We start from the raw sequence: 14,196 nt of genomic DNA, 5'->3' as shown, positions 1-14,196 counted from the left end.
GACCTCTCCTTCAGCGCGCGGCAGTCTTGGTCGGAACAGGGGGTGCGGCGGGCGATTCGGTCGGTTTGCCCGGGAAGCCCTCAAGCAACTGCGACACCCGCTTCGCCGCCCCCTCCGGCGTGCGGACATCGCCGCCCATGGCGAGGTCGGCGTTCAGCCAGACCAGATCGCCGGTCTTCAGGTCGATCAGCCCGGCATAGCCCTTATGCACCCCGGAACTCACTCCGACCCCGGCCACCCCGGCGGCGAACAGCTGAAGCAGCTTGCGCCCCGTCGAGCCATAATGGTCCTCGGTCGTTACGAAGAGCGCATAATCCGCCCCCTGCACGCCCGGCAGGCTGGCGACCTCGGGCCCAATCGACCACAGGAAGCTGTCGTCCCGCTTCTTGGTGGGCAGGCGATTGCCGGGAAAGAACTGATAGGTTTTGACCGAGTCGGCCAGTGCGGTGAACAGCGCGCGATACTCATGCGCCGTGGCCCCCCCCTGCCCGACGGGCTCGACATGGTTGACGACCCGGTTGCCCAGCCGGCCCTGCGCATCGGCCAGCGCCTTGCCCAGATTCTCGCGAGCCTGGTCGGTCCAGTCGGCATTGGGTTCGTAGGAACCGCCGGTCGATTGCGCGCCGACCGCTATTTCGGGCCGCATCAGAACGATGGTCGCGGTGCCGGGTGCCAGCGTGAAACCGGGCTTGTTGCCGGTCTTTTCCTGCGCCGCCAAGGGCGCGGCGACCATCGTCAGCGCCACCGCAAAGGCCAGCGCGCCCATTCCCCGTCGCATATATCGAACCCCCGTTCGAGATGGCGGAACCGGCCGCTCCCTCGGCCGAATCGTCCATCATGCGGGGAACATGACATGGCCGGATCGGCCACGACAAGCGCATTCCCCGCCTTGCCATTCCCCCCCTTTTCGGCTATCGGCCCGCGCTTCCCTAGCATTATGCGACGGAACCCTTGCGGGAGGGTGCGCTGGCGTTCGCCTTCGTGCCCGTCACGACCGCTAGACTCGAAAAGAGAGTGACATGGCAAAGAAGATTACCGGCTATATCAAGCTGCAGGTCCCTGCAGGCGCCGCCAACCCCTCGCCGCCGATTGGCCCGGCGCTGGGTCAGCGCGGTGTGAACATCATGGAATTCTGCAAGGCGTTCAACGCGCAGACCGGTGAAGTCGAGAAGGGCACGCCCCTGCCCACCGTCATCACCGTCTATGCCGACCGTTCGTTCTCGTTCGAGACGAAGACCGCGCCTGCGACCTACCTCATCAAGAAGGCGGCCAACCTGAAGTCGGGCTCGAAGGAGCCGGGCAAGGTGTCGGCGGGCAAGATCGCGCGCTCGAAGCTCGCGGAAATCGCCCAGGTCAAGATGAAGGACCTGAACGCTAACGATATCGAGGCTGCGACCAAGATCATCGAAGGCTCCGCCCGCGCGATGGGCCTCGAAGTGGTGGAGGGCTAAGATCATGGCGAAGCTGACCAAGAAGCAGAAGGCCGTCCAGATCGATTCCGAGAAGCTGCACGGCATCGACGAAGCGATCACGCTGGCTCGTACCAACGCGACCTCGAAGTTCGACGAGACGATCGAAGTCGCCGTCAACCTGGGCGTTGACCCGCGTCACGCCGACCAGATGGTCCGCGGCGTCGTCACCCTGCCCAAGGGCACCGGCAAGACCGTTCGCGTCGGCGTATTCGCCAAGGGCGCGAAGGCCGACGAAGCACGCGCCGCTGGCGCCGACGTCGTGGGCGCCGAGGACCTGATGGAAACCATCCAGGGCGGCACCATCGACTTCGATCGCTGCATCGCGACCCCGGACATGATGGGCGTCGTCGGTCGCCTCGGCAAGGTGCTGGGCCCCAAGGGCCTGATGCCGAACCCGAAGCTGGGCACCGTGACCATGAACGTCGCCGAAGCCGTCAAGGCGGCCAAGGGCGGTCAGGTCGAGTACCGTGTCGAAAAGGCCGGCATCATCCACTCGGGCATCGGCAAGGCGTCGTTCCCGGCGGAAGATCTGCGCGCCAACTTCGACGCGCTGGTCGACGCTCTCATCAAGGCCAAGCCGTCGGGCGCGAAGGGCAAGTATGTCCGCAAGATCGCCGTCTCGTCGACGATGGGCCGCGGCATCAAGGTGAACGTCTCGGAAGTTCCGGGCGCGTAATCCTCGCCGCAGCCGTCTGGCTGACAGGATCAGGGGGTCGGAACTTCGGTTCCGGCCCCTTTTTCGTTTTGGGGTGGCGGTGATGGCGGGATCGCCCAGGCACCCCTAAACCGGTTCAGCATGAGCGAAGTCGAAGGCCACGCATCAGTCTCACTGCGCTCATATCCCATGCCGTTCGACCTCGCTCATTGCGAACGTAGGGCGGGCTTGGTGGCGGACAAGACGCGCATCAATCCCAACCCTCAAGGGGGGGGCTCATGGGGCCATGCCATGACCGCCCCATTGGTTTTGGTCAGTCCAAAACGTCACTCTCAACGTGGCAGGTCATCATCCCGCGCCGGAATCGCGCCCGAACGCATGACCGTCCACCCGGCCAGCCTGTGCCCACGCAGCGCCGCCTCGGCCGGGGAAAGCCCCTCCAGACGCGCCGCCAGATACCCAGCATTGAACGCATCCCCCGCACCGCTGGTATCGCGCGGCGACAGGCGCTCGGGCGGCGGCACGGTGCCGACATCGCTTAACAAACAGCCATCCGCGCCCAGCTTCACCACGACCTCTCCGGCGCCGAGCCCCTGCCAATGCGCCTGCACGTCCGCCGCCGAGGTCGCACCGTTGAGCATCGCCTCATCCTCCAGCGTCGGCAGGCCAATGTCGCAGGTGGACACGGCGCGCCGACACAGATCCTGCGCCTCGTGCCGGTCCCGGAACAAGCGAGGACGGTAATTGCCGTCGAACGCCACCCGCCCACCGCGCGCGCGAACCCGATCGGCCAAGGCGATCAGCCGGTCGCGTCCCTCATCGTCCAGTATCGCCAGCGTGATCAGCGAGAAGAGCAACAGGTCGGCCTGCTCCACCGCTGCCATCACCGCCTCCGCACCGGGCAGCGACAGGGTCCGGCGCGCCGCACTTTCCCCACGCCAATAGGCGAAGCTGCGCTCGCCGCTGGCATCGGTCGAAATGGCGTAGAGCCCGGGCATCCGCGTCGGGTCTCGCCGGATCAGCGAGGTATCGATCCCCTCCCCGGCCCACTCGCGTAGCAGCCCGTCGCTGAACGGATCCTCACCCAGCGCGGTGACATAGCGGACATCCTGCCCGAGCCGCGCGAGATGAATGGCGGTGTTGAGCGTATCGCCACCATAGCCGAGCCGCCACAGATCGCCCTCGGCGCGCGACAGCTCGACCATCCCCTCGCCCACGATCACGATCCGCATGCTCATTCTCTCCCAAGGCTGACGCCGATGTCATTACCGGATAGTGGCAAGGCCAAAATTTGTAACTGGTCAATCAGAATAGCCGATGCTACCGCTAACGGCGAAAAATGTGGCGTACAGGACGGGGATGGCGACGTGTTGATGATCCAGTCTATGCGGTGGTTCGGGCCCGCCGACCCCATAGCCTTGTCCCATATCCGCCAAGCCGGTGCCACGGAAGTCGTGACCGCGCTGCACGAGATTCCCAACGGCATGGTCTGGCCGCGCGAGGCGATCGCGGAACGCCGTGCGACGATCGAGGCCGCCGGTCTGGGCTGGTCGACGGTCGAGAGCCTGCCTGTTCATGACGCGATCAAGCGCGGCCAGATGACCGACGACTTGGTGCGGGCCTATGGCGACAGCCTGCGCAATCTCGCGGCGGAGGGTATCCGCACCGTCACCTATAATTTCATGCCGCTGCTCGACTGGACCCGGACCGATCTGGACTGGGCATTGCCCGACGGTGCGACGGCGCTGCGCTTCGAATGGGCGGCGGTGGCGGCCTATGACATTCATATCCTGCGCCGTCCGGGGGCCGAGGCGGATTATTCGGAGACCGTCCGCGCCGCCGCCGCCGATCGCTTTGCCGCGATGACGCCCGAGCAGCGGCACCGACTGGAGCGCACGATCATCGCAGGGTTGCCGGGCAGCGAGGAGAGCTTTGACTCGCCCGCCTTTCTGCGTGCGATCGACAGCTATGCCGGAATCGATGCCGAGCAGCTGCGCACCAACCATATCGCCTTTCTGCGGGCGGTCTGTCCGATCGCCGAAGAGGTCGGCATTACGCTTGTCGTCCATCCCGACGATCCCCCCTTCCCCATTTTCGGCCTGCCGCGCGTGGTCAGCACCGCCGCCGATCTGGATCAGCTTTATGCCGCCGTCCCGTCGGTGGCGAACGGGCTGTGCTTCTGCACCGGATCGTTCGGCGCGCGACCGGACAATGACCTGCCCGCGATGGTCCGCCGTTTCGCCGACCGCATCGACTTCTTCCACCTCCGCTCGGTCGCCTGGGAAGCGGGCGAGCGCAACTTCCACGAGGCCGAGCATCTGGGCGGCCATGCCCGCATGACCCGGGTGATGCAGGCGATCGTCGAAATCTCGCACGCGCAGGGCCGCGCCATCGTGATGCGTCCCGACCATGGCCACCGGATGATGGACGACCTTCATCGCACCTCCAATCCCGGCTATTCGCTGTTGGGCCGGATGCGCGGGCTGGCCGAGTTGCGCGGGCTGGAGCGCGGGATCGTCCATATGCTGGGCCTGAACGCGGCGGCGGCATCGGCCGAACTGGAGATGATCGCATGACCCGTCCGCTGGACCTGCACCCCGACCGGCTGTTTCCCGCCGACCCGACGCTGCGCGGCATCGCCCGGACGCTCTATGCCGAGGTTGCCGGCCTGCCGATCATCAGCCCGCACGGCCATACCGATCCGCGCTGGTTCGCGACCGACGAACCCTGGCGCGACGCCAGCGACCTGCTGCTCGCGCCCGATCATTACATCTTCCGCATGCTCTACAGCCAAGGCATCGCGCTGGACGATCTGGGCATCCCGCATCGCGGCGGCCGCCCCGCCACTGATCCGCGCGCGGCGTGGAAGCTGTTCGCGTCCCATTATCATCTGTTCCGCGGCACGCCGTCGCGCATGTGGCTCGACCATGTCTTTGCCGAGGTTTTCGGCATCGACGTCGCGCTGGAGGAAGCGACCGCCGACCGCTATTTCGATGCGATCGGCGAGGCGCTGGCCACTCCCGCCTTCCGCCCCCGCGCGCTGTTCGAGCGGTTCCGGATCGAATGCCTGGCGACGACCGAAGGCGCCGACGATCCGCTGGTCCATCATCAGGCGATCCGCGACTCCGGCTGGCAAGGCCGAGTCATCACCACCTATCGCCCCGACAGCGTCATCGATGTCGAGCATGAGCAGTTTACCGGCGCGATGCAGCGTTTCGCCGAGCTGACCGGTGAGGATGTGTATAGCTGGTCGGGCTATCTCGCCGCCCATGCCAAGCGCCGGGCCGCGTTCCGCGCGCTGGGCGCGACCGCGACGGATCATGGCCACCCCACGGCGGCGACCGCGAACCTGTCCACGGCCGAATGCGAGGCGCTGTTCGCGCGTATCGTCGGCGGCGGCTGGACGCCCGCCGATGCCGAACTCTTCCGCGCGCAGATGCTGACCGAGATGGCGAAGATGAGCGTCGCGGACGGCATGACGATGCAGATCCACCCCGGATCCTATCGCAACCACAATGCGGGTCTCTTCGCCAGCCATGGCCGAGACAAGGGTGCGGACATGCCGATGCGCACCGATTACGTCCATGCGTTGAAGCCCATGCTCGACGTGGTCGGCAACGAGCGCGACCTGACCATCATCCTCTTCACGCTGGACGAGAGCGTCTATGCGCGCGAGCTCGCGCCGCTGGCCGGCCATTATCCCTGCCTGAAGCTGGGCCCCGCCTGGTGGTTCCATGACAGCCCGGAGGGGATGCGCCGGTTCCGCGAGATGACGACCGAGACGGCGGGCTTCTACAATACGGTCGGGTTCAACGACGACACCCGCGCCTTCCTGTCGATCCCGGCACGGCATGACGTGGCACGGCGAGTCGATTGCGCCTTCCTCGCGCGGCTCGTCGCCGAGCACCGGCTGGAGGTGGATGAAGCGGTCGAACTCGCCCATGCGCTCACCAACGGCCTGGTTCGCGCGGCGTATAAGCTGTGAGCCGGCTGAGCGAGGCGACCATCGCCGCCCTACCCGGAAGCGTCGCACGGCCCGGTTATGACCGGGCAGGCCAGCGGATCGGGATCGTCCATATCGGCCTCGGCGCGTTCCACCGGGCACATCAGGCGGTCTATACCGACGATGCGATGGCGGCGGGGGACCGCGACTGGGGCATTGCGGCCGCGTCGCTGCGCTCCTCGGGCGTGCATGACCAGGTGGCGCCGCAGGACGGCCTCTATACGGTCACCGAACGGTCGAGCGAGGGCGAGGCGGTCCGGCTGATCGGCGCGATCCGCGACGTCACGGTGGCCGCGAAAGCGCCGGAGCGGCTGGCGGCATGGCTGGCCTTCCCCGACGCACGGGTCGTCACCCTGACCGTCACCGAAAAGGGCTATTGGCGGCGGCCCGATGGCGCGACCGATCTGGCGGGCATCGTTGCGGACGGAAACAGCATCTACCACCATCTCGCCCGCGCCGTGGTCGCGCGGCGGGCGGCGGGACTGGGCCCGTTGACGCTGGTAAGCTGCGACAACCTGCCCGACAATGGCCGCGTCCTGCGGGACGGGCTGGCGGCGTTCCTCGACTATCAGGACCATGGCGCGGACCGCCGCTGGTTCGAGCGCGAGTGGCGCTGTCCCAACACCATGGTCGACCGGATCGTCCCCGCCGTCACCGACACCGATCGCGCACGGGTCGAGGCCATGCTGGGCATGCGCGACGAAGCCGCCGTCTTTACCGAACCCTATCGCCAATGGGTGATCGAGGATGATTTCGCGGGCGACCGCCCCCGCTGGGACGTGGGCGGGGCGCAATTCGTCGCCGATGTCGCCCCCTATGAGACCGCGAAGCTGCGGATGCTCAACGGTGCGCATTCCGCGCTCGCCTATCTCGGGTTGGAGCGCGGGCATAGCTTCGTGCATCAGGCGGTCGCCGACCCAGCGATCCGACCGATCGTCGAAACGCTGATGCGGGTCGAGGCAGCGGGCAGCTTCGCCCCCGCCAACGGCCAGGCGCTGGAACCCTATGCCGACGCGCTGCTCGCGCGCTTCGGCAACACCACGCTGGAGCATCGCCTGTCGCAGATCGCGAGCGACGGATCGCAAAAGGTGGGACCACGCTGGCTCGCCTCGCTGGCGGCGCATGGCGAAAAGGGTGAGGTCGCGCCTGCGACGCTGACCGCGCTGGCGGCGTGGCTGCGCTTCATCCGGACCGGCAACGACGCCTCACCGGATCCGCGCCGGGCGGAACTGGCCGCGCTCTGGGATCAGGGCGATGCAGCGCAGGTGGTGGAGGCCCTGTTCGGGTCCGGCGGTTCGATGGCGGGGATGTGGCAGCCGACCGAGACGCAGCGGGCGGCACTTTTGCGGGACATTGAGGGGTAAATCCCCCCCAGGTCTGGCGGAGGGGTGTCAACGCCGGCGATGTCACGCTTCGCCGGCGTCCATGCCCCCTCCTCCACCGCTTCGCGACAGTCCCTCCCCACCTGCGATGGGGAGGATCGGGGTTACTGGCCGTCCTTGGGCGCTTCCTCGGCGGGGGCTTCGCTGGGGGTGTCCTTGGACGTACGCTGAACGCGGGAGGTCATGCCGGTAGCAGAGGCGTCGTCCATCATCTGCTGATCGACGGTCCGCTCGGGCGGCGGGGGCGGTGGCGTATCCTCGGCGGCGGTGTTGGTGGTCTCGACCGGTTCGGCGTCGTTGGTCATGATCGGCGCCTCGTCTTCCACCGGCACATTCTCGACCACGCTCGCGTCATTCTCCACCGGCACGGGCGGGTCTTCCGACGAGCGCGAGCACCCGGCCAACGTCGGCAGCAGCAGCCCGGCCGCGAGCAGTGCCATGGCCCGCTTGTTGGTCATCCTGATCATATCGGTCCCTTTCAATCCTTGGTCGATTGCGCACGCTCGGCGGAGCGTGCCTCGATCTTGCTGGCGAGTTGCGCGTCCCAGCTATAGGGGTCCTCGCGGAAACCCACCTGTCCGTCCGCATTGGCGAAGGCGGTCCAGTAGAGCAGATAGACCGCCACCGGCTCCGCCATGGTCGCCCGCACCGTCTTGCCCGAGGCGAGCACCGCATCGACCTGCGCCGGTTGCCATTCGGGCGTGGTCTTCAGCATCAACGCGGCAAGGTCGGCGGGCTTTTCCAGCCGGACACAGCCATGGCTGGCCAGCCGGTCGAACTTCGAAAAGCCCGATTGCGCGGGCGTGTCGTGCAGATAGACGGCGAAGTCATTGGGGAAATCGAACTTGAACCGCCCCAGCGCGCTCTTCTCGGACGATTGCTGCAACCGCTTGGTGCCGTCGCCATTGTCGATCACGCGAAACCCGGCGCGCTTCAGATAGCCGGGATTGGCCCGCTCCTTAGGCCATAATTCCTTGTTCGCGATCGAACTGGGCACGTTCCATGGCGGGTTCAACACGATGCTGCGGATGGTGGAGACCAGCATCGGCGTCTCGTTGCCCGGACGGCCCGTCACCGCCTTCATCGACATGACGGGATTGTCGCCGTCGAACACGGTCAGCACGGCGGCGGCGATGTTCACCTGAACACGCTTGGCCTCCAATTGCTGCGGCAACCAGCGCCAGCGTTCCATATTCGCCATGATCTGGCGAATCCGCTGCGACACCGGCACGTTGAGCGCGGCGACCGTCTGCGCGCCCACGGTGCCGACCGGGTTCAGGCCATAGCGGCGCTGCGCCCGGCGGACCGCGGCCAGCAGATCCTCGTCGAATTTCTCGCCGGTCGGGCTGACCGCCGGGTCCTCCATCGCCAGGCGCTTGCGCAACGCCACGACCTGCGGCCCGCTCGTCCCGAAATTGATGGTGGTGGCGGACAGCGGCGACCAGCCCCCCGCCGCCGCCATCTCGCGATAACGCGCCAGCCCCTTCACCAGCGCGTCATAGCCCGCATAGGGGGGCGGCAAGGACGCGATCCAAGCCGCCAGCCGGTCGCTGCGCACCGCGTCGGCAAAGCCCGGCAACGGATCGAACGCCTGCGGCCGGATGCCCCAATCTTTGGTGAAGTCGGCGGTATCGAGCCGACCGACATGCACGGCATGCGCATAGTCGAGCGCGACGCGGGTCAGCGCGGCGGGCGACAAGCTGGACAGGTCGCGCGGCGGCCCCTGGCGCAACCCCTGGGCCACTTCGGCCTTGGCGACCAGCGTGGCGAGCTGGCGGACCTGCGAGTCGCTCAGCTTCGGAACGGCGACAGGGGGAGCGATGGTCTGCGGCACCGGCTGGACGGTGGCGGAAGGCGATGTCTGAGTCTGGGCGGGCGTGCCGGGCAGCATCACCGGGGGCGGCGCGACTTGCGCCATCAGGGGCGTGGCAACCAGCGACCCTGCCGCCAGCGAGCCGAGCAGCCGGGCGAGCGATGGGCCAAAAACGAAGGAATGCGATGCGGTCATGTCGGTATGATAGCCCCTATTCGTCGGAATGTCGTCGCCGGAGCGCGCGCTTACCGCACGCAATCCTACGCCAAGCTGAACCGCGCGGGGAAAATGTCGGGCAAATCCAGGGTAGTGAACGGGTCAATTCGCCGCCTTGCGCCCGAAAACGTAACCGAGACCCAGCAATAGCGCGCGCGTGTCGGTCACCCGCTGATTGACGCCGATCGCCAGCGGGCTGCGGATCGTGGTGCGGATATGGCTGTCCTGCACCAGCCCGCGTGCGGTCAGCGAGGCAGTCCAGCGCGGCGAGACGGTGTGACGCCACACCAGATTCACCGCACCCGTGCCGCTTCGCTCCCCCAGCGGGAGCAGTTCCGGCCCCTGTCGATTGGCATCGAGGTGCAGCTTGTCCCGCCTGGTCGCGTCCCAATCCACCGACGCCTGAACCGACCAGCCGAGCAGGGACGCTCGATAGGGGCCGAAATCATCGTCCCGGGCGATCCGGTCGGATCGGACATTGCCGCTCAGGCTATAGCGGATGGTCTTGCCGATCGGCCCCGACAGCACGACCTCGCCCCCGATTGAGCGCCGGACGCCGTTGTTGCGGACGGTGCGCAACAGGACATTGTCCGCCCCGAACCGGTAATCGTCGCCGATCAACCGATCGGTCCGGCGGAGATAGAGGGTGGCCGTCGCCTGAAATCCCGAATGGTCGATGCCATATTCGGCCTCCGCCGTGTCGATGTCCTGTGGGCGGAGGAGCGGATTGCCACGCGACTGATTCTGGGGATCGACGGTGAATAGGACCGGGTTCAGGTCGCTGGGGTCCAGCCTGTCCCGCGAACGCGAGAGACGTAGCGCCAGGTGATCGCGACCCATGTCGCGCGTGACGGACAGGCGATGCGCGAATCCCGCGACCCGGCGGCGCACGGGTTGCGATGGCTGCTCCGTCGAAACCGCGACCCGGACGTCCTCCAGCCGGCTGCCCGCCTCCACGGCCCAATCGTCTTCGCGATAGGTGATGGCGGCGTGGACGGCGGCGATATGCTGCACTCCTTCGAACCGGGACAGCGTGGGATAGGGGAGGATCGCGTTTTGCAGAGGATCGAAGCTCACCTGCCCGTTCGCCACCCAATCCGCCTCGCGCTTGCCCTCCGCACCTGCCCGCAACTTCCAGGACCGGGACAGCGGCAGATCATAGTCCATGGCGACCCGGTCGATCACCGACAGCATCCGGAACACGACCCGCTCCCCCATGGCGGGGCGAACCGGCATGTCGTAAACGGTGGTGAAGGGGCGGTCCGCGCGCAGTCCCGTCTCCTCATGCTGTGCCTCGATCGACAGCGAGCCATGGGTGTCGGACGGCTTTTCCCGGTAATAGAGGCTCAGGTCCCGTTCGTCGTTGCGATAGGTCCCCGCCCTCACCCGGCGATAGAGGCTGTCCGGCTCGCCCTGCCCGACGGAGTCGCGATGCTCCTCGAAGATGCGGTTGATCGGGCTTCCTTCCGACAGGGTCGTCTCGACCCCGATCTCGCCCTTATCGGTCAGGGCGTAGGACAGGCTGGCCGTCAGATTGGCCGAGCGGCTGTGCGTCGGGCTATAGCGGGACCGGGTCACGAAACGCCGCGCCACCCGGCCGTCGCGATCCAGCAGGAGGCGGTCGTCATCGACCGTCATCAAGCGCACATCGTCGCGTAGCGCCATATCGATCGACGCCTTGACCCGTCCGGCTTGCACGGTGGCGTTGCCTGACAGGGTGCGGCGGCCGCGATCGCCGACATTGCCGGTCACCCGTCCCCGAACCCCCTCCCCTCGTGCCTTTTTCATCACGAGGTTCAGGATCATCCCGCCTTGCGCATCATAGCGGACCGAAGGGTTGGTCAGCAGTTCGACCGATGCGATCGATCCCCCCGACAGAGCCTCCAGCGCCGCGCCGCGATCGGGTCCGTTCAGCGCGGCGGAGGGGCGGCCATCGACGAAGATCCGGACCTTCGCATCGCCGCGGATCGTCACCCGGCCATCCGGCGCGACATGGACCGAGGGCACAGTGTTGAGAAGATCGGCCGCCGTGCCCGCCACGCCCTGCGCATGGTCGCCGGTCGAATAGACGACGCCCTCCAGCGTGCGCTTCGCGGGCAGGCGGCGCCCACTGACCACGATGTCCTTCCGATCGGGCTTGTCGCCGTTCGGGTCGGTCGTGTCCTGCGCCGCCAGGGTCTGCGGTACGAGCAGCAACAGGGGCGAGGTCGTCAGGACGATGCAGCGCCATCGCCATTTCCGATGCCCCGGTCGTCGGGCAATCGTCCGGGCACGATGATCCGTTGCACGCACGAACGGCATCTTGGCAGACCTGTCGCAAGGGGGTGGGCCCCGTCATGGGGATGTCCTTGCCTAGCCCGTTGCCGCGCGCACCACTAACGATCAATTGTCCGGGAAGACCCCAATTTTCCTCATATCGCCGGGGGAAGCCATGCCGGTTCGAACTGCGGCTGCCGGGGAGAGAGCGGTGCAATGCGGCGCAAGGCGCCCACGTTGAGCAGCCTGACCCGTTGCCCCGACCGCGAGATCAGCCCTTCCATCTCCAGCGAGCGGATCGTGCGGTTCACATGCACGGCGGTCAGCCCCAGCAGGTCGCCGATGATCTCCTGCGTCAGGGGCAGGACGAAACCGTCATCCTCCACCAGACCGATCGGGGTCAGTCGCGCATGGAGATCGACCAGAAACCGGGACAGCTGTTCGCGCGCCGACGCCTTGCCCGTCACGGCCAGCGCATCCATCAGCGCCAGACGCTCCATTTGCGTCGCGACCGTGAACATCGCGGCCAGGCGGGGCAGTTCGGTATAAAGCCGCCCCAGCCGTTCATAGGGGACGAACGCCGTCACCGCCTCGGTAATCGCGGTCAGCGTGTCCGCCGCGCGGGGCAGGACCATGCTCGGCGTGGCCAGCATATCGCCGGGCAGATGTACCTTCTGCACCAGTCGATTGCCGCTGCGCAGCAGGATGGAGGAACTCACCCATCCCTTGATAAGCAGGTAGATGCCCCGGATGGCATCGCCCTCGCGTTGGAATGTCTCGCCACGCCGCCGGACGACCTCGTCGTCACCCAGGGCGAGAAGCGCCTGCTCCTCCCTGGGGGTCAGATTGGCAAAAGCGCTGTAGCGGTGGATCGGGTACGCTATGCCTGTTTCCTTTCGAGTGCCAAAGGCGGTCGAAAAGGGGCAAATCCACGACCGCAACCGTAACGATAGCCATATCGTCGCGGGTCGTCCTGTGCCTACATCAATCACATAGCGGAAACGTCTCGGTCTGGACCGGTGGCCACGCGGCACGCGCCCCGCCCTGTCTCGCCCGCCGCCTCGACCCGGCGGGATTATGCCAATGCTATGCGAAAGGCGAAAATCCGTCTCGAAATGCTATGTCGCGGACGATAGCTGGATCGCCACGACAAGGATTGTGGCATGGCGGCATGGCATCGATCGCGACGCGCGGATGGCGCGTTGCGGGGCGGCGGACTGATTTTATGGGTGATCGCCTATGCGGCGATGACCCGTCTTCGCGCGGGGCACCCCTCCCTGGTGTCACCCGGTGCAATGGCACTGGCGCTGGCGACAATCGGCTTTCTGGGGGCCAGCGCCGGAACCGCACTGGTCATGCTGGGCCGCCACCTGTTCGATGAGGTGGAGGTCAGTGCACGCTGGCGGACAGGGACCTCGCCCCGCGCGGTGGAGGAGACACGGCATGACTGACCAAGTGTCGCCGATCGGCGATCCGCGATGGTCCCGCATCGTCGACGCGCTGTCACATCTGCGCGCGCATCGTCGTCATGCGGTGCGAATTATCGACGCGGATTGTGCGGGCGGTGCCTTGCTGATCGCGGCAACCCGCCAGGCGCGATCGCTGGGCTTCACCGCGATCGAGGGGCTTGGCATCGACCCGTCGCCCCAGGCAATCGGTCGCGCGCGGGCGGCGGCGCGACGGCTGGGCGACCCGGCGATCGGGCTCGACTTCCAGCGTGCCGAGGGGGTGCAAGCTCTGGCGAAAGAGGCCGACTTTCCCGCCGACATCCTGTTATGCCACGCCACCAGCATCCCGGCCGCGCTTGCGGCGGCGGGCGATCTGGTGATCGGCGACCAGGCAAATGCCAATGGCGGGAAGCATTTCCGATGACCTGTCGCGATCTCTGCTGGAAAGCCGGGGGCCTCGCACTGACCGGCTTGGCCTGTACCCTGTGCCTGGTGCTCGACAGATCGCCATGGCAGATGCTGCTCTTTCCACTGGCATTGCTGGGACTGCCACTGATGATTCACGGCAAGCGGGTCGGCCAGATGGTCCGTGCCGAGCGACGCGGCCATGCGCATACCGCCGATCTGGTCCATGCCGCGCGGCTCCGCCGCCGCGCCGAGGGTCGAGATCTGTCCGGCCGCTGATCGGTTTGCCGAGGTAAATTCAGACGCCTTTTCAGGTGTTTTTACGCCCATGTCGCGGCATGGTGAGGCGGTTCCGGGGGCTGCGTCGTTCTCCATGCGATGACTATCGCCAAGCCATGGCTTCCGCCGCCATCAGCACCGCACCGATCCGGTGCCGTTACAATCCTCTGGCACTCTTGCCTCCCTTTCCGTACCCAATCGCGCTTGCGAATGACTGACGGAAAGCGATTTGGGCCCTGGCCCGGATGCGATAGGCATCGCCCAGGA

The 14,196-nt window shown here is 66.8% G+C and carries 14 protein-coding genes; 8 read left to right on the top strand and 6 right to left on the bottom strand.

Annotated elements, in window-relative coordinates; all coding sequences use genetic code 11:
• Positions 1-10: 10 nt before the first annotated feature.
• Positions 11-778, bottom strand: coding sequence for a hypothetical protein (locus tag NZL82_RS06710; protein ID WP_261268995.1), 768 nt, complete (start codon positions 776-778; stop codon positions 11-13).
• 241 nt (positions 779-1,019) lie between these two features.
• On the opposite strand from NZL82_RS06710, the gene rplK reads away from it, so the two are divergent.
• Together rplK and rplA are read left to right on the top strand one after the other, a co-directional pair.
• Positions 1,020-1,451, top strand: a complete 432-nt coding sequence (gene rplK, locus NZL82_RS06705) for a 50S ribosomal protein L11 (protein ID WP_007407063.1) — start codon at positions 1,020-1,022, stop codon at positions 1,449-1,451.
• Positions 1,452-1,455: 4 nt separating this feature from the next.
• Positions 1,456-2,148 (top strand): 50S ribosomal protein L1, encoded by a 693-nt coding sequence (gene rplA, locus NZL82_RS06700; protein ID WP_261268994.1) that lies wholly within the window; start codon positions 1,456-1,458, stop codon positions 2,146-2,148.
• A 311-nt stretch (positions 2,149-2,459) separates the two neighbouring features.
• On the opposite strand, the gene NZL82_RS06695 is transcribed toward rplA, so the two are convergent.
• Positions 2,460-3,359, bottom strand: a complete 900-nt coding sequence (locus NZL82_RS06695; RefSeq protein ID WP_261268993.1) for a sugar kinase — start codon at positions 3,357-3,359, stop codon at positions 2,460-2,462.
• 141 nt (positions 3,360-3,500) lie between these two features.
• Between NZL82_RS06695 and uxuA the strand changes: the two genes are divergently transcribed.
• The 3 genes from uxuA to NZL82_RS06680 are packed head-to-tail and all read left to right on the top strand — an operon-like array spanning position 3,501 to position 7,494.
• A complete protein-coding gene (gene uxuA / locus NZL82_RS06690; RefSeq protein WP_261268992.1) occupies positions 3,501-4,703 on the top strand; it encodes a mannonate dehydratase in 1,203 nt (400 codons plus the stop codon).
• Positions 4,700-6,112, top strand: coding sequence for a glucuronate isomerase (gene uxaC, locus NZL82_RS06685; RefSeq protein WP_261268991.1), 1,413 nt, complete (start codon positions 4,700-4,702; stop codon positions 6,110-6,112). Before uxuA ends, uxaC begins: the two co-directional genes overlap by 4 nt.
• Positions 6,109-7,494 (top strand): mannitol dehydrogenase family protein, encoded by a 1,386-nt coding sequence (locus tag NZL82_RS06680; protein WP_261268990.1) that lies wholly within the window; start codon positions 6,109-6,111, stop codon positions 7,492-7,494. Before uxaC ends, NZL82_RS06680 begins: the two co-directional genes overlap by 4 nt.
• 122 nt (positions 7,495-7,616) lie before the next feature.
• Here the strand turns inward: NZL82_RS06680 and NZL82_RS06675 are convergent, their stop codons facing one another.
• The 4 genes from NZL82_RS06675 to NZL82_RS06660 form a co-directional block, all read right to left on the bottom strand.
• A complete protein-coding gene (locus NZL82_RS06675) occupies positions 7,617-7,979 on the bottom strand; it encodes a hypothetical protein (protein WP_261268989.1) in 363 nt (120 codons plus the stop codon).
• 11 nt (positions 7,980-7,990) lie between these two features.
• Positions 7,991-9,520, bottom strand: a complete 1,530-nt coding sequence (locus tag NZL82_RS06670) for a murein L,D-transpeptidase (RefSeq protein WP_261268988.1) — start codon at positions 9,518-9,520, stop codon at positions 7,991-7,993.
• Positions 9,521-9,643: 123 nt separating this feature from the next.
• Positions 9,644-11,842 carry a TonB-dependent siderophore receptor gene (locus NZL82_RS06665; protein ID WP_261268987.1) on the bottom strand — a complete coding sequence of 733 codons (2,199 nt, stop codon included), beginning with the start codon at positions 11,840-11,842 and terminating at the stop codon, positions 9,644-9,646.
• A 110-nt stretch (positions 11,843-11,952) separates the two neighbouring features.
• A complete protein-coding gene (locus NZL82_RS06660) occupies positions 11,953-12,738 on the bottom strand; it encodes a Crp/Fnr family transcriptional regulator (protein WP_261268986.1) in 786 nt (261 codons plus the stop codon).
• 222 nt (positions 12,739-12,960) lie between these two features.
• On the opposite strand from NZL82_RS06660, the gene NZL82_RS06655 reads away from it, so the two are divergent.
• Genes NZL82_RS06655 through NZL82_RS06645 form a run of 3 tightly spaced genes read left to right on the top strand, consistent with a single transcriptional unit; the run spans position 12,961 to position 13,929 of the window.
• Positions 12,961-13,248 (top strand): hypothetical protein, encoded by a 288-nt coding sequence (locus NZL82_RS06655; RefSeq protein ID WP_261268985.1) that lies wholly within the window; start codon positions 12,961-12,963, stop codon positions 13,246-13,248.
• Entirely contained in the window at positions 13,241-13,669 is a 429-nt protein-coding gene (locus NZL82_RS06650) for an SAM-dependent methyltransferase (RefSeq protein ID WP_261268984.1), read from the top strand. The genes NZL82_RS06655 and NZL82_RS06650 overlap by 8 nt, the downstream gene beginning before the upstream one ends.
• The gene (locus NZL82_RS06645; protein WP_261268983.1) at positions 13,666-13,929 is read left to right on the top strand and encodes a hypothetical protein; all 264 of its coding nucleotides are present in this window, start codon (positions 13,666-13,668) and stop codon (positions 13,927-13,929) included. The genes NZL82_RS06650 and NZL82_RS06645 overlap by 4 nt, the downstream gene beginning before the upstream one ends.
• Positions 13,930-14,196 lie beyond the last annotated feature (267 nt).

The sequence above is a fragment of the Sphingomonas sp. LC-1 genome, from assembly GCF_025371035.1.
Classification (GTDB): Bacteria; Pseudomonadota; Alphaproteobacteria; order Sphingomonadales; family Sphingomonadaceae; genus Sphingomonas; species Sphingomonas sanguinis_E.
Note: the sequence above shows the minus strand (reverse complement) of the source record. Positions and strands in the feature narration are given on the sequence as shown.